This is a genomic window from Streptomyces naganishii JCM 4654 (assembly GCF_014650575.1).
Taxonomy (GTDB): Bacteria; Actinomycetota; Actinomycetes; order Streptomycetales; family Streptomycetaceae; genus Streptomyces; species Streptomyces naganishii.
Genome location: NZ_BMVF01000006.1, coordinates 210,603 through 229,101 on the forward strand (window position 1 = coordinate 210,603; position 18,499 = coordinate 229,101).

Here is an 18,499-nt window from a genome sequence, read left to right on the forward strand (position 1 = left end):
GTGGGACTCGTCACCGCGACCGGTACGGCCATCCCGGAATCCAGGCTCGCGGAGCTTGGTGAGGCGGTCAGGGGCCGGATCATCACCGCGCAGGACGCCGACTACGACGAGCGCAAGCAGATCTGGAACGGCTACTTCCAGAAGAGCCCCGGGGCGATCGTCCAGGTGGACGGCGCGTCCGACGTCGTCAAGGTCGTCGACTTCGCGAGGGAGAACGACGTCGAGCTGGCCGTCAAGGGCGGCGGCCACTGCTTCGCCGGCACCGGCACCGTCGAGGGGGGACTGCTGCTCGACACCTCCCGGCTGCGCGGCATACGGGTCGACCCGGCCAAGCGCCGTCTGGTCGTCCAGCCCGGTCTGGAGCAGGGCGACGTCGACGCCGAGACCACCAGCTTCGGGCTCGCCGTCACCGGCTCCCAGGAGTCGTACATCGGCATCGGCGGCCTCACCCTGGGCGGCGGCCTCGGCTGGCTCGCCCGCTACCGGGGCCTGCTCGTGGACAACCTGGTCTCCGCCGACATCGTGCTCGCGAGCGGAGAGCTGGTGACCACCACCGCCGAGGACCACCCCGACCTGTTCTGGGCGATCCGGGGCGGCGGCGGCAACTTCGGCGTGGCCACCCGCTTCGAGTTCGATCTGCACCCGCAGGGCGACTGCATGGCGGGGCTGCTCGCCTTCCCCATCGACCAGACGGTGGACGTGGCCCGGCGGCTCGACGAGTTCAACCGGACCGCGCCCGACGAGCTGACCACCTCGTTCGCCTTCCTCACCGCCCCGGGCGGCGCGCCGGCGATCGGCCTGGGCTTCGTGCACGCGGCCCCCGACCAGTCCACCGAGGCCCTGATCGGCCAGATGCGCGGCCTCGGCAGCGGCGCGCTCCTCGACCACTGCGGCCTGATGCCGTACGTGGCCGTGCAGCGGATGCTCGACGAGAACACCGTCGCCGGGCACCGGTACTACCCGCGTTCCTTCCTGCTGCCCGAGCTGCGCGACGAACCGCTCCAGATCCTCGCCGACGGGTTCGTCAACGCCCCGTCCGAACGGAGCCTGGTCGGCGGCGGCCTGATGGGCGGCGTCATGTCGAACGTACCGGCCTCCGCGACCCCCTTCCTGCACCGCGAGGGCTATCTGACCAGCATCCTCACCTCCTGGACCGACCCGGCCAAGGACGAGGAGGCCGTCGAGTGGACCGAGAAGGTGTACGCCCAGCTCCTGCCGTACACCACCGGCGCGGTCTACGCCAACCACCTGGGCGCCGACTCGGCCGAGCGCATCCAGGACGCCTACGGCAGCAACTACGAGCGGCTGACCCGGATCAAGGCGGTCTACGACCCCGAGAACTTCTTCCACACGAACAACAACATCAAGCCGGCGAGCTGAGCCCGACGCGTACGACGGCGCCCGGACCCCGACGGGGTCCGGGCGCCGTCGCGTGCGCGCGGGTCCGGTCAGCCGGCCCGCCGGATGACGCTCACGCCCTCGCGCACGGTGAGCACGCTCTGCCGCACCCGGGGGTCGGCCGCGACGTGCGCGTTGAACGCGCGCATCGCGACGGTGTCGGGCTGCTGGTCCCGCTCGTTGGCGACGCCGCCGAACTGGAGGACGTTGTCGGCCAGGATCAGTCCGTGCGGGGACAGCTTCGGCAGCACCGCCTCGTAGTAGTCGATGTAGCCGGGCTTGTCGGCGTCGACGAAGACCAGGTCGAAGGGGCCGGGCAGGCCCGCGACCGACGCCAGGGCCGGGCCCTCCCACAGGTGGATCCGCCCGGCCCAGGGAGAGGCCGCGAAGTGCTTGCGCGCGATCGAGGCGTGCAGCGGGCTCAGTTCGCAGGTGTGGAGTTCGGCGTCGTCCGGCATCGCGTGGGCCATGCAGAGCGCGGAGTAGCCGGTGAAGGTGCCGATCTCCAGGATGCGGCGGGGCCGCAGAGCGGACACCAGGCAGGCCAGGAACTCCCCTTCCAGACTCCCGACCATCATGGCCGGCAGCTCCGTCCCGGCCTCCGTGTCGGCGACCAGGGCGGCCAGCCAGGGCGGCGCGGGAGAGGAGAGCTCCTCGGCGTACTTCTCCACGACGGGTCGTACGATCATTCCCGGTTCCTTCCCGCGGGGTCGGTGTGACTGTGCCGGTGCCGTCCGCGCAGCCGCCCGGACAGCCAGTGCGTCAGCTCCTCGTGGGCGGGATCGCGCAGGTAGAAGTGGCCGCCCGGGAACGCCGTCAGCTCGGTCCGCGCCGAGGTGGCCTCGGCCCAGGCCGCCGCGTCCGCCTCCTCGACCTCGGGGTCCTCGGTGCCGTAGCAGACGCTCACCGGCACCGACAGGCCGCGGCCCGTCCCGGGACGGTAGGTGCCCACCAGCCGGTAGTCGGCGCGGAGCATCGGCAGTGTCATCTCGCGCAGGCCCGGCAGCTCCAGCAGCCGGGCGTCGGTGCCGCCGAGCCGGCACACGTCGTCCCACAGCCGTTCGTCGTCCAGGTGCTTGTCGTCCGGGCGCTGCCGGGCCGGGCCGGGACGGCCCGAGACGATCAGCCGCTCCGGGAGCGCTTCGCCCGCCGTGCCGAGGAGCAGAGTGACCTCGTGCGCGACGGAGGCGCCCATGCTGTGCCCGAAGAACCACACCGGTTTGTCGTCCAGCTGGGTCAGTGCCTTCGCCAGCGGCTCCACCAGTCCGGACATGTCGGTGCAGCAGGGTTCGCCGATGCGGTCCTCCCGGCCCGGGTACTGCACCACCATGCCCTCGACGTCCTCGGGCAGGTCGCGCGCGAGCCGGCGGTAGAAACTCGCCGCCCCGCCGCCGTGCGGGAAGAACACCAGACGCCGCGCGGCCGCGGGCCGGGGGAAGTAGCAGCGCAGCCACGGGTTCGGGACACCGGTGCTCATGGGGCCTCCAGCAGGTCCGAGGCGGACAGGAGTTCCGGCGGCGCCTTCGGGTGCCGCAGGCGTACCGGCCCGCATGCCTCGCTCACGCGCATCGCCAGCTTCGCCAGGCTCATGTGGTACTGCACGTGCCCCCGGCTGTCGGCGTGCGACCGGGCCTCGTCCCAGGTCGCCGCGATGGCCCGTGCCGTGGCCTGCGGCCACAGGTCGCGCAGCACCTCGCGGTAGGAGGCGCCCCGCGCCGGACCCAGGTGCTCAACGCTCGACACCTCGAGGTGGGGGGCGGCCGAGTCGCCGAAGCTCACCAGGTCCCGCATGTCGGCCGGCATGTGCGGGCGCATGCTCCACTGGACCGGGCCGTGCGTGTTGACCAGGGTGAGGTGTCCCCCGTCCGTGCCCAGGGTGATGCGGTGGAAGAGGTGGCTGTAGTTGTCCGGGTCGGAGGGCACCAGCTCGTTCTGGAGCCGGAAGGACATCGGGACACCGGCGAAGCGGCCGGCCAGGCTCCGGTACGGCGCCTCCGGCCCCTCCGTGAGCACCCCGTCGACACCGTGCGGGCGGATCGACCCCAGCGCCTGGCCCAGGATGTCGAAGACCGTGTAGAGCACCTGGAAGGCGCAGGTCACATCGAGGAACAGCGGCCGCTGCCGGGCCACCAGCTCGCGGGCGGCGCCGATGAAACGGCGCACCGGCTCCACGTGCGGATAGTGCGTGTTCAGCCGGAACACCACCTGGGACTCGGTGGCGGCGCGCAGGCACTGTGCCAACTCGTCCGGATGCAGGGGGTGTTCCTGCAGCACGTGCACGCCGCGCCGCATCAGTGCCTGGGAGAGCCGGGGTCCGGGGCCGCCGTTCATCACCCCGCCGATCACCACGCAGGCCAGGTCGATGTCGTCGGGCACCTCCTCGACCGCGGTCCACAGCGGTACGCCGTGGTGCGCGGCGCAGGCGCGGCTGCGGGCGCCGCCGGACGCGAGGATCCCGGCCAGCTCGAAGCCGAAGTCCGCCCGTTCGAAGGCCGCCAGGTAGGCGCGGCCGAAGCCGGTACCGGCCACCAGGACACGCGGGCGGGTCACAGTTCGCCCTCCTCCATGGCACGGTCCGCGAGGATCGGCCGGTCGAGGAGCTCCAGCAGCTCGACCGCGGGCTCGGCCCGCAGAGCGGCCAGCACGGTCTCGGCGTCGAGTACGTCGGAGCCGAAGTGCACGCCCGGCCCCGTCCTGCCGTCGAGCACCGTCAGCACGGCCAGCGCACTGGCCAGTCCGGTCAGGGCGTACGTGTCGCCGGCGCGCAGGGCCAGGCTGCGGGTGGCCGGGCGTCCGGCGCCGTCGGTGCCGGTGACCTCGAACAGCATGAGCTGGAACGGGTCCCTGCCGAACAGGTCCAGCGCCGCCGCGCGGGTGAGTTCCGCGGCCGCCTCGGCGAGAGCGGACTCGCCGCGCATCGCCCCCTGGAGTCTGCTCAGGCAGTTCATCATGTGCGCGCCGCCGTCGAAGACGTTGTACCAGTCGATCTCCGTGAGCCCGGTGACTTCGGGGAGCCGGGCGGACTCGAAGCTCAGGTACGGGTAGACGTCCACCCGGTTGCGCGCGTAGGCCAGTTCGACGCCGGTCCGCGGCTCCAGTTCCCGCTCCACGCGGATGCCGCCCCTGATCGCCCCGCGGGCCTCCCCGTACGCACCGCCCATGGACAGCAGGTAGTCGGCGGCTCCGGCCGGAGTGAGCCGGTCCATCGTGCCGACGTAGGCCGTCAGCCGGCGCGGGTGGCTCATGGTGGAGCACAGGTGCCGGGGGAGCAGACCGGTCAGGCCCGGTTGCATGCCCGCCGTGATGACGGCGGTACCGGTGAAGGTGCCCGGCCGGGTCAGCGCCTCCAGCAGGGGTTCGTCGCCGCCCGGGTCGACGTAGTCGGCGCCGGCCGCCGCCGCGGCCCAGGCCACCCGGTCGAGGACCTGGTAGGACGGGCCCGCGCAGTTGAGTACGACCCGGGCGCCGCGGCAGAACGCGGCCAGCGACCGGCCGTCGTACAGGTCCACCTCGACCGCCTCGCCGCGCAGCCCGGACTTGGCCAGCAGGGTCTCGGCCTGGCCGCGGTCGCGCCCGCCGAGCCGCACGACGGCGTCGGGCAGGCGGTCGGCGATGGCCCGTACGGCGGCCGCGCCGACGGCACCGTAGGAGCCGACCACCGCGACCGACGGGTTGCTGTGCTCGCTCACGCGTTCTCCTCGTCGGGCAGGTCGATCACATCGGAGGTGACCAGTTCACGGCAGGTGAAGTGGTCGCCGGGCACGGTCTGCCGCACGAGTCCGCCCACGCAGACCGACTCCCACAGGGCGGTCATGTCGGCGGCCATCGTGGGCCAGACAGGGGACTCCTCGGCGTGGACCAGCAGGCGGGCCTCCCCGGTGTACAGACCGGGGTCGTGGGCGACGACGGCGGCCGCCAGCGCCCGGCCCCGCGCGAGGTGGTCGCCGAGTTCCTCCGCGCCGAGCCCCACGGCCGCGGCGAGTGCGGCCAGCCGCTCCCCGCGCGGGCGCGCGCCGAGCGCGGCGGCCCTCTCGCCCACGGCCCGCAGGTCCGGCTCGCCGCGGCCCGCCAGCCCGGCCAGCGCCGCGGGCGGGATGTCCCCGGCGGGGGCCAGCTCGGCGAGCGCCGATCCGAGAGCGGGGACGTCCGGGTAGCCCAGGGCGGCCGGGTCCTGCCCTCGGTCCAGGCAGAACAGCGCCTCCTCCAGGACGTCGTCGCGGACGGTGGCGGGCAGCGGGTAGGTGCTCAGCACGGTCAGTCCGCACACCGGGGTGCCCAGCTCGGCCAGCTGCTGGGCGACGGCGAGCGCCAGCACACCCCCGATGTGCGCACCGGCCAGGTGGAACGGGCCGGGGCTCAGCACCCGTAGCCGCGCCACGATCTCCTGGGCCACGTCGTCCAGGCTCTGCCCCTCGGCCACCCGTACCGGCGGCACCACCACCACGGGGTCCAGCGCCCCGAGGCCGGCGGCGAGCCGCTCCACGTGGCCGCCCAGACCGTCGCCGACCAGGACGTGTACCGGGTTGCCGAGCGCGTCCGCCGCCCCGGTCAGCACCAGCTCGTCACCGGCGCCGCTCTCCTCGGCCAGGTCCTGCCCCTGCTGGAGGAACGCGGACAGCTCGCGCACCGACGCGCCGCCCAGCAGCTCGCGCAGCAGTTCGTCGAAGAAGACCTCGGCCGCGGCCGGCACCTGCTCGCGCAGTGCCGTGACGAGCTGGGCGGCGAGCAGCGAGTCCCCGCCCAGCGCGTAGAAGTTGGTGTCGAGCGGCACCTCCGACTCGCGCAGCACCTCCGCGTACACCGCGGCGACGGCCAGCTCCAGCTCGCCGGCCTCGCGCACGTTCTCTCCGGCGACCGCGGCGCCCGCCGTGCCGTGCTTCCCGGCCCACCGGGCCAGGACGGCGCGGTCGACCTTGCCGTTGTCGGTCAGGGGCAGCGCGTCCAGCACCTCGAAGCGCGACGGGATCATCTCCGCCGGGAGCCGTTCGGCGAGCCGCCGGGACAGCTCCTCGGTGTCGAGCGGCTCGCGGTCGGTCTTGAACCGGGCCGCGAAGACGTGCATCCCGATGCGGGCCAGCTCGTCCTCCGGCGCCGGCACGCACAACTCCAGGTCGGCGCCGGCCTCGGCGAGCAGGTCGTACCACTGCCCGCGGCCGATGAAGGTCTGGTCCTTGCCGTGGCGCACGTCCTGGAAGTCCCCGGCGGTGGCGTCGAAGAGGAACTCCATCGAGGTGAGGATCTGGTAGTTGTCGCGGGTGGTCTCGATGAAGACCAGCCATCCGCCGGGCACCAGCGCCTCGCGCATCCGGCGCAGGACCGCGCGGGCGTCCTTCGCGTAGTGCATGACGTTGCCGCACAGGATCACGTCCACCGAGTTCGGCCTGACGCCCTGTTCGCGGTACGGCTCGTTGAAGTCGAAGAGCGCGTAGTCCACCCAGGAGTATTCGGCGAACCTCTCACCCGCCTTGTTCAGGAAGAACTGCGACACGTCGCTGAAGGTGTAGCGGACGTTCTCGCCGTCCAGCGCCGGGATGGTGTCCACACTGGTGCCGCCGACGCCCGCGCCGACCTCCAGCACGCGCAGCGGCCGGCCGGAGGTGTTGCGCCGGGCCACGCCGAGCACGGTGGAGGTGGCCAGCCGGTTGAGGTAGCGGGAGAGGAAGCCCTCCATGTAGGCGGCCTCGTGGATGCTCAGGTCGCCCTCGGGGAAGAGCATCCGCAACGGGTCCCGCTCGTCACGCATCAGCTCCGGCAGGTGGGTGGCCGCGAGCTTGAAGTAGTTCACCAGCTCGGGACGGTCGTTGGCCTCCGGTAGCAGCCGGTCGACCTCGCGCCACGCCTGCTCCACGTCCTCGGGGGAGACCAGGCGCAGGCAGCCGAAGGTGCCGTCCGCGGCCCGGTCCAGGTAGCCGTTGTCCACGCAGGCGGCCAGCCAGCGGCGCACCAGCCGCTCGTGCCGGGGGGCCACCCTGGCCAGCCGCATGATCTCGGAGGTGCTGTGCCGCGCCGCGGTGTCCGGCCACACGCCTTCCTGGCGCAGGACGTCGACCATGCGGCGCAGCGCCGCGTCGTCGAGCACGGCCGCGAACTCGACCACCTTCGCGACGTCCACGCCGTCGCGGATCCCGTCGGCGGCCGCCAGCACCTCGGGCACCAGGGCCGCGTCCACGGCGTGGCCGGCCGGGTCGGCGGGGGCGGGCGAGACGAAGGCGACCAGCCTGCGGTCGTTGCGCTCGCCCTGCGTGGCCACCGCCACCGCTTCGACCTTCGGATCGGCGGCGAGCGCCGACTCCACCTCGGCCAGCTCGATGCGGTGGCCGCGGATCTTGACCTGACGGTCGTCGCGGCCGATGAACTCCAGGGTGCCGTCGGGCAGATAGCGGGCGAGGTCGCCGGTGCGGTACACCCGCTCGCCGTCCGGCAGCGCGAAGAAGCTCGCCGCGGTCTTCTCCGGGTCGCCCAGATAGCCCTTGGCGAGTCCGGCGCCGGCGATGTACAGGTCACCGACGACGAGGTCGGGGCAGGGCCGCAGGAACGCGTCGAGCACGTGGAAGCGCTGGTTCTCCAGCGGAGTGCCGTACGGGATGCTCGGCGCCGCCGGGTCGACCTCGCCGATGGGGTGGAAGATCGACCAGATCGACGCCTCGGTGGCGCCGCCGAGGCTGTACAGCTCCACGCGCGGGAGCCGGGCGCGGACGGCGTCGGGGAGCGTCACCGGTATCCAGTCGCCCGACATCATGCCGAGGCGCACGCTCGCGCAGCCGCGGCCGTCACCGCGCAGGTACTCCTCCAGCAGCATCATCTGGGCCGGCACCGTGTTCAGCACCGTCACGCCGTGCCCGGTGATCAGCTCGGCCCAGTGCGAGGGGTCGTTGCGCCGCTCCGGGCCGGGAAGCACCAGGGTGCCGCCCCGGCCGAGGACGCCGAAGACGTCGAAGACCGACAGGTCGAAGCCCAGGCTCGACAGCCCCAGCGCCACGTCGTCGCGGCCGATTCCGAACCTGCGGCACACGTCGTCCAGGGTGTTGACCGCCGCACGGTGACTGATCTCCACGCCCTTGGGCTCGCCGGTCGAGCCCGAGGTGAAGATGACGTACGCCGAGTCGTCCGGGGAGACCGCGACCTCGTCGAAGGCGGCGGTGGACAGGCGGTCCACGTCGACGCGTCCGACTCCCGCGGGCAGTTCGCCGCCGACCGCGCTGTGCGTGACCACCAGGCCGATCCCGGCGGACTCGATGATCTTGTTGCGCCGGGCGTCGGGATGGCTCGCCTCGACCGGCACGTACGTGCCCCCGGCCAGCAGCACCCCGAGCGCCCCGGCGACCTGCTCCCAGCCCTTCTCCAGCACCACCGCGACCCGCTCGTGCGGCCGGTGGCCCCGCGCGGTGAGCGCGGCGGCCACAGCGGCGGCCCGGCCGGTCAGCGTCGCGTAGTCGACGCTCCCGCCGTCGTCGATCACCGCCGTCGCGTCGGGGTGCCGGGCTGCCGCCTCGAGCAGCGCCCGGTGCAGCAGCGCGTCGCTCGCGGGCCGGTCCGTGTCGTTGACGGCCGCGCGCCGCCGCGCCTGGTGGGCGGGCAGGGTGAGCGGGTCGCCCTCCCACGCCTCGTCCCCGTCCGCGAGCCGGTGCAGGAGGTCGCGGAACGCGGCGAACATGTCGTCGAGGACCGGCTGGGGCACGGTGTCGTCCCGCACGTCCCAGTTGACGAGCAGAGCCCCTCCGGCCTCCATCGCCTGGCAGTCCACCCAGACCTGCGGCGTCTGGCTGATGCCGTTGCGGATCCGGGAGCGCATCATGCCCTGCGGAGCGAGACCGTCGGAGAGCCCGATGGCGCTGGTGAACACCACCGGCATCAGCGAACCCTGCTGGCCCCGGCGGCGGGTCAGCTCGCGCAACACCTCCACGCCCGAGAACAGCCGGTGGTCGAGGTCCTCGAAGAGGTGCTCGCCCGCCCTGCGGGCGCGTCCGGCGAAGGTGCCGGCGCAGCCGCCGTCGACGGCCAGCAGCTCGACGGAGGTGAAGTCGCCCACGACGTCGCCCACGTCCGGGTGCAGCGGAAGCCGGCTGAGCACCGTCACGTCGAGCGTGAACCGGGGGCTGCGGCTCCAGCGGCCGATCACCTCGGCGTACGCGGCCATCACGGCCGTCGAGGCGGAGATCCGCTGCTTGCCGGCCCGCGTCTTGAGCGCCGACCACCGCGCGGGCTCCAGTTCCAGCTCGCGCCGGGTGAAACCGGCCGCGCCCTGCCGGCTGGGCCGGTCGACCAACGGCAGTTCGGGGGCGGGCGGCAGATCGTCCAGGCGCGCTGTCCAGTAGTCGCGGTCGCGCTCGTACGCGGGCCCCTGGCGCACCGCGCGTTCCGCCCGCAGATAGTCGCGGAACGTGATCCCGGGGGCGGGGAGGGCGGCGTGCGGGTCCTCGTAGAACCTGCCGAACTCGTCCAGCAGCCGGTAGATGCTGACGTAGTCCGCGATGAGGAAGTCGATGGAGAAGTGCAGGACGGCCCGGTCGGCGAACTCGGTGACCTCCAGCGAGTACAGCGGGCACGCGGTGACGTCCTTGGACTCGGCGGAGAGCCGGCCGCGGACCTCGCGGAGGATCTCCTCGCCCGCCGCCGGGGGCAGTGCGGTCGCGTCGTGCCAGCCGATGACGGGGGCGGGCGGGTCCTTCAGCACGCGCTGGTAGCCGTCGTAGTCGATGACCACCCGCAGCATCTCGTGCCGGTCGACCACGCGCTGCCAGGCCGGCAGCAGCCGGTCCCGCTCCAGCGCGGGGAACTCCAGCTCGCCGTAGGCGTGGCAGGGGACCGAGCCGTACTCGAAGGCGCCCCGGCGGCCCAGCAGGTAGGCCGACTGGACCTCGGTGAGCGGGAACGGCTCGTGGGCCGCGTCGGGATCGGGCAGCACCTGCTGCGGGCTGCGCTCGCGCAGCACCCGCAGTACGTCCTCGCGATTGCCGGAGAGCAGGGCCCGGCGCTCGGGCGTCATGACCCCTTCCGGGCCGCGGAACCGGAGTTTGCCCTCGTCCTCCCAGAGGTGCAGTCCGGCCTGCTCGAGTTCGCTGATGATGTCGGCGGCGGTCACAGGACACCTTCTTCCAGTCGGACGGAGGCTTGGCGCGGGTGGCTGCCGGAGATCTCGGCGTCGAGGACGGCGGCGATCCCGGCGATGGTGGGGTGGTTGAAGAGCTGGCGCAGCGAGAGCTCCACGCCGAAGCGCTTGGTGAACTGCTGGATCATCCGGGTGGCGGTGAGACTGTCACCGCCGAGGCCGAAGAAATCGTCGCCGCGGCCCGCCCCGGGGGCCTCCAGCAGTTCCGCCCACACCTCGGCCACCGCGCGTTCGGTGTCCCCCCGTGGACGGTCGTCCGCCGCGGGTTCCCGGGTCGCGTGACGCAGCCCGTACGTGTGCGCGACGGCGGCGCGGTCGACCTTGGCGTTCGCGTTCAGGGGCAGCCGCTCGACGACGGTGAGGTGTTCGGGGAGCATGTGGGCGGGCAGGCGCGCGGCCAGCGCCGCCAGCAGTTCCCCCGCCGGAGCGGGTTCCGCGCCCTGCTCCGGGGTGACGACCGCGGCCAGGCGCCGCACCCCGGCGCTGACGTCGACCCAGGCCACCGCGCTCGCGACCCCGGGCAGTTCGCGCAGCCCGGTTTCGATCTCGCCGAGTTCGATCCGGTGTCCGCGCACCTTCACCTGGTGGTCGCGCCGGCCCAGGAACTCCAGGATCCCCGAGGGGTGGTAGCGGCCGAGGTCGCCGGTGCGGTACCACCTCTCGCCCCCGGCCGAGACGAAGGAGGCCGCTGTGCGGTCCGGGTCGCCGCGGTAGCCGAGCGCCACACCGGAGCCCCCGATCCACAACTCGCCGGGCACGAAGTCGGGCCGGTCCCGGCCGTGCGCGTCGACCACGCGGAAGCGCTGGTTGGCCAGCGGACGCCCGTAGGGGACCGACACCCACTCGGGGTCGACGGCGGTCACCTCGTGGGCGTTCGACCAGATCGAGGCCTCGGTGGCGCCGCCCATGGCGACGAGCAGGGCGTTCGGCGCACTGGCCCGCAGCCGGTCGCAGAGGTCGAGCCCGACCCAGTCGCCGGAGACGATCGCCACCCGCAGCCCCGGCAGGCTCACGCCCGACTCGCAGGCGACCAGCAGCATGTCCAGAAGGGTGGGCACCGTGTTCCACAGGGTGACCCCGTGTTCGGCGGCGAGACGGGCCCAGACGCCGGCCTCCCGCCGGACGTCCTCGGTGAGGGTCACCACGGTGCCGCCCACCGCCAGCAGGCCGAACAGGTCGTAGACGGACAGGTCGAAGTCGAGGGCCGAGACCTGGAGGACCACGTCGGCGGGCCCCACGCCGTGGCGGGCGTTGACGTCGTCGATGGTGTTGGCGGCGGCCGCGTGGGTGATCTCCACCCCCTTGGGCTCGCCGGTGGAGCCCGAGGTGTAGATGACGTACGCGAGCTGTTCCGGGCCGACCGGCACCGGCCGCGCGAGCGGCGCGGCCGCCGACGCCTCGGCCACCGGCACCAGCCGCACCGCCTCGTCCCAGTCGTCGCCGGACGCCGGGCCGTCCGCGACCAGGGCCAGACGCGCCCCGGCGGACCGTACGATCCGGTTGCGGCGCGCGGTCGGCTGCCCGACGCCCACCGGTACGTACGCGCATCCCGCGGCCAGGACGCCCAGCACCGCGACGACCTGGCCGGGCCCCTTCGGCAGCGAGACGACCACGGTCTCGCCCGGCCGGGCCCCGAGCGACACCAGGTGCCCGGCGACACCGAGCGCCCGGCGGGCCAGTTCGGCGTAGGTCAGGGTCTCGCCGGACGGGGTGCGCACCGCGACGGCTTCGGGGGTGCGGCGGGCGATGTCGAGGACCGGCTCGTGCAGCGTACGCGGGGGACGGGTCACGGCGGTGGCGTTCACCACGGCGCGGACGGCCGCCTGTGCCTCGGGCAGGGCGATCGGCGGTGCCGGGCGGGACCAGTCGCTGTCGGCCAGCGCCACCAGCAGCCGGCGCATCGCCTCCAGGGCCGCCGGGATCACCCCGGGACTGTAGAGGCCCTCGACGTGGTCCCAGTTGACGCAGAGCTCGCCACCGCGCTCCACCACCTGGCAGTCCAGGGCGACCTGCGGGCTCTGGGAGAGTCCGCGGCGCAATTCGCCGAACCCGAAGGAGAGGTCCTTGAAGCCGGCGCTCACCCCGAGCGTGGAGGTGAACACCACCGGCATGAGCATCTGTCCGCCCCCGGAGCGCCGGGCCAGTTGCTGGAGCACCCAGGTGGTGGAGGCGTTCCGGTGCTCGATGCCCTTCCACGCCTGCTCCTGCAGCCGGCGCACGGTGTCGGCCCAGGAACTGCCGGGACGGCTGTGGTGACCGAGGAGCAGCAGGGAGGTGAAGTCGCCGACCACCTGGTTCACCTGGGGATGCACGTCCTGCCGGTCGAACACGGTCAGGTTGAGCGTCAGCGAGGTCTCGGCGCTCCACATCGCCAGTACCTCGGCGAAGGCGGCCGCCACGACCATCGACGCGGTCAGCGCCTCGTCGGCCGTGCGGCGGCGCAGCCTGGCCCAGGTCGCCGAGTCGAGGCGGAACTCGTCGCGCACGAACCGCGGCCGGCCGACGCGCTCGGGGTCCAGGGCCGTGGGCAGTGCCGGGGCCGGGGGCAGCTCTTCGATCGCCTCCAGCCAGTACTCCTCGTCCCGCGCCTTCGCGGCGGGATCGGTGCGCCGGGCGAGGAGGTAGTCGCGGAAGGACAGCTCCAGCGGCGGCAGTTCGCGGCGGGGGTCGGCGTAGAGCGCGTTCAGCTCGGTGAAGATGGTCATGATCGACAGCGCGTCGAGCACCACGTAGTCGAAGCCCACACCGAGCACCGTGCGTCCGTCGTCCCGTTGCACGGCGCGCACGTCGAACAGCGGCCACGAGGTCACGTCGAGGACCTGCTGCGCCATGCCCCCGAGCGCGGCGACCGCCTCCTCGTGGTCGGCCGCGGTGGTGTGGGTGACCGCGAACCGGTAGTGCGGCACCTCGGGCAGGATGCGCTGGCCGCCGTCGCCGTCCAGCACGGCACGCAGCATCTCGTGCCGGCGCACCAGCGTGTTCCAGGCGGCCTCCAGCCGGTCCAGGTCGACCCGGTCGCTCTCGAACTCCCAGTACCAGTACGAGGCGACGCCGCCGAGGACGAAGTCGGGGTCGCGGCCCAGCCAGTAGGCGCGCTGCACGTCGGTGAGCGGGAAGGGGTCGTACCGGTGTTCCGGATCGGCCGGAACCGTGCCGGGGCCGTGCCCCTCGGCGCGTGTCAGCGTCCCGGCGAAGCCGCTCACCGTGGGACGGGTGAACAGGTCACCGAGCCTGGCCTCGTACCCGTGCCGGCGCAGGGCGGCCAGCAGACGGGCGGCCTGGAGGCTGTCACCGCCGATGTGGAAGAAGTTGGTGTTCCGGCCGAGAGGCCCGCAGCCCAGAAGGTCCGCCCACAGCGCGGCGACCGTCTCCTCCGCCGCACCGCGCGGGGCGTCCGACGCGCCGCCGGACATCCGCTCGCTCATCTCCGCGGCCAGCAGCCGCCCCGCCTGCGCGCGGTCCACCTTGCCGTTGCGGCTCAGCGGCAGCTCGTCGACGGCCACCGCGCGGGCGGGCACCATGTACGGGGGCACCTGCCGGGCGGCGGTGGCCAGCACTGCCTCCGTGTCGACCGAGCCCGGGGTGACCAGGGCGTACAGCGCGCCACCGTGCTCGGCGACCGGCGTCACCACGACGTCGCGCACCCCGGGGTGCAGGTTCAACGCCCGCTCGACCTCGCCGAGTTCGATCCGGTAGCCGTTCACCTTGACCTGGAGGTCGGCGCGGCCGAGGAACTCGACCACGGCCCCGGGCCGGTAGCGGGCCCGGTCGCCGGTGCGGTACCAGCGCACGCCGTCCACCTCCACGAACTTCGCGGCGGTCAGCTCCGGTGCGCCCACGTACCCCCGGGCCACCCCGGCCCCGCCGATCCACAGCTCCCCGGCCACCCAGTCGGGGCAGTCGCCGCCGTGCTCGTCGACGACCCGGCAGTACTGGTTGGGCAGCGGCACGTTGTACGGGATCGAGGCCCAGGAGGGATCCACCTCCGTGACCTCCTGGACGGTCGAATGGATCGCGGTCTCCGTGGTGCCGCCCAGGACCACGAACACGCTGTCCGCGCGCAGCGCGTGCACCCGGCCCGGCAGGTCGAGCCCCGCCCAGTCGCCGCCGAGCAGCTGGAGCCGGAACGGCCAGCCGCCCGGCTCCGGCCGTGACGACGCCGTGGTCAGCGCCATGTCGAGCAGGGCGGGCACGCAGTTGAGGACGGTGGCCCGGTGCTCGGCCGCCCTGCGCAGCCATGTCCCGGGGGACCGCCGCTCCTCGTCGTCGACCAGGACCAGCGCGCCGCCGCAGGTGAGCGGGCCGAAGATGTCGTAGACGGAGAGGTCGAAGTCGAGCGCCGACAGGCACAGGGTGCGGTCGGCCGGCCCCATCCGGTAACGCTCGTTCAGCGCGGCCACCGTGTTGTGGGCGGCCGCGTGGGTCAGCTCCACGCCCTTCGGTTCCCCGGTCGAGCCGGACGTGAAGATCACGTAGGCGGGGGCGTCGGGCGAGACGTCAACCGGGCCTTCCAGCGACGGCAGTGCGCGGTCGGTGGCGCACCGTACGTCGATGTGGGCGATCCCGCCGTCGGCCGCCGCACGGGCCGGGGCCGCCGTCACCGCGCACCGGGCTGCGGACAGCGACTCCACGGTGCGCCGCCGTGCCTCCGGCTGTTCCGTCCCCACCGGCACGTACGCCGCGCCCAGCGCGTGCACCGCCAGCACCGCGACCACCTGGTCGACGCCCTTGGGCAGGGTGATCACGACCCGGTCGCCCGCGGTGACACCGGCGGTGCGCAGGACGTGGGCCAGCCGCAGGGCCCGCTCGGCCAGCTCCCGGTACGTCAGCATCCGGCCGTCGCCCCAGAGCGCCGCCGGCGCCCCGCCGCGCTCGGCCGCCTGCCGGAAGAACTCCTGGTGCAGCGCCCGGCGGGGCAGGTCGGCGCGGGTGTCGTTGGCGCTGCGGCGGGCCTGGAGCTGCGGAGCGGGCGGCCGCACCGGCAGACTCTCCCACCAGGCGCTGGGCTGCGAGGCGAGCAGCCGCACCCGGTTGACGAAAGCCCCGAACATCGCCTCGGGGACACCGGCCTCGAAGAGGTTCTCGGCGGTCTCCCAGTTGATCAGCATCCCGTTGTCGTGCTCGGTCAGCTGCAGGTCGATCCACACGCCCGACGTCTGCGAACTCATCCACACCGGGGCGCCGAGCACCGCCCTGGTCGCCCCGTCGAACAGCTCGCCGAGGCTGAGCGCGCTGGTGAACACGACCCCCGCCCGCCGGTTCGCACCCGCGGTGGTCCTGGCGAGGTCGCGCAGCACCGAAGTGCCGCCGTACGCCGCGTGCGCGGCATCGTGCCGGTACTGCTCCTGCACCGCCCGGGCGCGCTCGACGAAGGTGCGGCGGGTGTCCGGCGCCACCTGGAGCAGCAGCAGGTCGGTGAAGTCCCCGACGATCCGGCCGACGTCCGGGTGCACCGGGATCCGGTTCAGCACCGGCAGGTTGAGCAGGAACTCCTTCTCCTCGCTCCAGGCGGCCAGGACGTCCGCGTAGGCGGCGGCGACGGCCATCGACACCGTCAGGCCGTTGCTGCGCGCGTGCTGCGAGAACCGTTCGTACGTCTCCGGCGCCAGCCAGGCGTGCCGCCGGACCGTGTCCACCCGCTCGATCCGCTCCGGCGGCGCGGCCAGCGGCAGGCGAGGCGCCTCGGGCAGGTCCTCGGCGCGGTCGCGCCAGTAGGAGACGTCCTCCGGGCGGGGCTCGCGGCCCTGCTCGTCGACCAGGCGGCGGTATTCGGGGAAGGTCAGGGCGGGCTGCTCGGGTGCGCCGGCCGGGTCCCCGTAGGAGCGGGCCAGGTCGGCCACGACGATCCGGAAACTCGACGCGTCGCAGACGATCATGTCGATGTCGAGGAAGAGCCGGCCCTTCCCGGCCGGCAGCAGCGCCAGCCGCACGTCGAGCCCACCCCGCTCGGTGAGCGGCAGCGTCTGGTGCGAGAGGGTCTCGCGCAGCCGCGCGAGGCGCTGTTCGCGCTCGGGGAGCTCCTGCCCCCGCAGGTCGACGACCTCGTCCAGCCCCCGGCACACCGGCAGGATCCGCTGGCCCCCCTCTCCGACGGCCGCCCGCAGCATGGGGTGCCTGCGGCGCACCGCGGCCACCGCGCCGTCCCAGCGCGCGACGTCGGCGGTGACGTCGAACTCGAAGTAGAAGTGCGACCCGGTGTTCAGCGGCATGCCCGGCTGACGGCCCGACCAGTAGGCGTGCTGCATCGGGGCCAGCGGGAACGCTTCCGTCCCGGCGTCCGTGTCCCCCTCCTGGGCGCGCGGGCCCCTGCCGTCGCCGGTCCCGGACAGCAGGGCGGCCCAGGCGCGCACGGTGGGCTCCTCGACCAGGTCGCCGAAGGTCACTTCCACGCCGGCCTCCTGCCAGGAGGCCGCCAGGTCCATCATCCCCAGCGAGTCCAGACCGAGCGTGACGAGGTCCTCGTCCAAGCCGATCTCCCCGGCCGGCAGTTCCAGCCGCACGGCGACGGTTTCGCGGATCTCCTCGGTGGACAGCGCGCGTCCCGCCGTCACCTCACTGGTCATCGTGGCCTCCCGTGCGCTGCCGGGGGCGCGCCCCGGCGTGGTCGGTGTGGGGCGCCGCGGTGCGGGCGGCGGTCGTGCAGATGTCCACGTACGCGGCGAGCAGCGACTCGGCGAACTCCGGGTCGAAACGGTCGGGGTTGTAGAACAGCAGCACCCGCACCGTGTCCCGGTCGGGCACGGCGACCAGCTCCAGCTCGAAGCGGGTGGCGACGCCGTCGGGCACCAGGACCTCGATGTCCAGCCCGCCGGCCCGGGTGGAGTACACCGGGTCCGCCATCATCTGGAACACCACGTCGTCGAGCCGGCGTTCGGTGCCGCCCGGAGGGATCGGCAGCATCTGGAACGGCAGCGCCTGGTGGACGAACGCCTCCATCACCGTGCCGTGCACGGCCCGCAGCTGCGCCGCGAAGTCGCCGTCGGCGAGCCGGGTCCGCAGCAGCACCATGTTGGCCAGGAACCCCACGGTGCGCCGGTGTTCGGCGCCGCGATTGGCGAACAGGGTCGCCACCGCCAGGTCCTCGGCGCCGCTGACCGACTTCAGCGCCCGGTAGTACGCGGTGAGCAGGGCCACGAACATCGTCGACCGCTCCCGCTTGGCCAGGGCGTCCAGCGCGGCCACCGTCGGCGCGTCCAGGACGTGCTGCACGAGCCTGGTGTCGCGCGGCGCGCCCGCGGTGGCCGGACGCATCGGCAGCGGGGGCAGCGTCAGGTCCTTCAGACGCTCGCTCCAGAACGCCCTCAGCCCCTGCCCGGACGGACCGGCCAGGGTCTCGCGCTGCTCCTCGGCGAACCGTGAGTAGGCGAGGGCGTCGCCGCAGGGTCTGCCCTCCAGCGCGGCGCACAGGTCCTCGAAGATCACGTTGCAGGACCACGAGTCGGTGACCATGTGGTGCATGTTGAGGCAGAGCACGTGATGGTCCTCGGCGAGCCGCCACAGGGTGATGCGCACGGCGCACTCGGTGGCGTCGATCCGGGTGCCCAGTTCCCTGGCCACCTCCCGGTCGGCGCACGCCCCGGGATCCGGCTCGCCGGTCAGGTCCACCTCGCGGATCCGTGGTGACACGACCGGGTGCACCAGCGCCTTGAGGCGGCGGCCCCCGCCGGTGAAGGTGCTGCGCAGCGCCTCGTGCCGGGAGATCACCTGACCGATCGCCTCGCGGAGCCGGTCGCGGTCGAGCGGACCGCGCAGCCGGCACAGCACCGGGCAGTTGAGCGCGCCCTCCTCGCCCCGGTAGCGGTCGAGGAACCACAGCAGCGTCTGGCCCACGGACGGGCGGATCTCGGTGGCTGTCACGTCCGGCAACGTAACGACGGTCCTCGCCCGCGCGGCCGCCGCTGAAAGAAAGCTGAGAGGACCTTCACGTTCCTTTCCGGCCGCGCGGGCCCCGCCCCCCGCCCGCGTCAGGGTTGGGGGTACCTGTGTCGCGCG

The 18,499-nt window shown here is 73.5% G+C and carries 8 protein-coding genes; 1 reads left to right on the plus strand and 7 read right to left on the minus strand.

Annotation, left to right across the window (positions count from 1 at the left end; all coding sequences use genetic code 11):
• The gene (locus tag IE217_RS13225; protein ID WP_190178023.1) at nucleotides 1-1,380 is read left to right on the plus strand and encodes an FAD-binding oxidoreductase; all 1,380 of its coding nucleotides are present in this window, start codon (nucleotides 1-3) and stop codon (nucleotides 1,378-1,380) included.
• 68 nt (nucleotides 1,381-1,448) lie between these two features.
• On the opposite strand, the gene IE217_RS13230 is transcribed toward IE217_RS13225, so the two are convergent.
• The 7 genes from IE217_RS13230 to IE217_RS13260 are packed head-to-tail and all read right to left on the minus strand — an operon-like array spanning nucleotide 1,449 to nucleotide 18,364.
• Nucleotides 1,449-2,087 (minus strand): O-methyltransferase, encoded by a 639-nt coding sequence (locus IE217_RS13230; protein ID WP_190178024.1) that lies wholly within the window; start codon nucleotides 2,085-2,087, stop codon nucleotides 1,449-1,451.
• The gene (locus IE217_RS13235; RefSeq protein ID WP_229865257.1) at nucleotides 2,084-2,875 is read right to left on the minus strand and encodes a thioesterase II family protein; all 792 of its coding nucleotides are present in this window, start codon (nucleotides 2,873-2,875) and stop codon (nucleotides 2,084-2,086) included. Before IE217_RS13235 ends, IE217_RS13230 begins: the two co-directional genes overlap by 4 nt.
• Entirely contained in the window at nucleotides 2,872-3,948 is a 1,077-nt protein-coding gene (locus IE217_RS13240) for a Gfo/Idh/MocA family oxidoreductase (RefSeq protein WP_190178026.1), read from the minus strand. Before IE217_RS13240 ends, IE217_RS13235 begins: the two co-directional genes overlap by 4 nt.
• A complete protein-coding gene (locus tag IE217_RS13245; RefSeq protein WP_190178027.1) occupies nucleotides 3,945-5,087 on the minus strand; it encodes a saccharopine dehydrogenase NADP-binding domain-containing protein in 1,143 nt (380 codons plus the stop codon). The genes IE217_RS13240 and IE217_RS13245 overlap by 4 nt, the downstream gene beginning before the upstream one ends.
• Nucleotides 5,084-10,480, minus strand: coding sequence for a non-ribosomal peptide synthetase (locus tag IE217_RS13250; RefSeq protein WP_190178028.1), 5,397 nt, complete (start codon nucleotides 10,478-10,480; stop codon nucleotides 5,084-5,086). Before IE217_RS13250 ends, IE217_RS13245 begins: the two co-directional genes overlap by 4 nt.
• The gene (locus IE217_RS13255) at nucleotides 10,477-17,070 is read right to left on the minus strand and encodes a non-ribosomal peptide synthetase (protein WP_190178029.1); all 6,594 of its coding nucleotides are present in this window, start codon (nucleotides 17,068-17,070) and stop codon (nucleotides 10,477-10,479) included. Before IE217_RS13255 ends, IE217_RS13250 begins: the two co-directional genes overlap by 4 nt.
• Nucleotides 17,060-18,364: a condensation domain-containing protein gene (locus IE217_RS13260; protein WP_190178030.1), complete on the minus strand. Its 1,305-nt coding sequence runs from the start codon at nucleotides 18,362-18,364 to the stop codon at nucleotides 17,060-17,062. Before IE217_RS13260 ends, IE217_RS13255 begins: the two co-directional genes overlap by 11 nt.
• Between the last annotated feature and the right edge of the window lie 135 nt (nucleotides 18,365-18,499).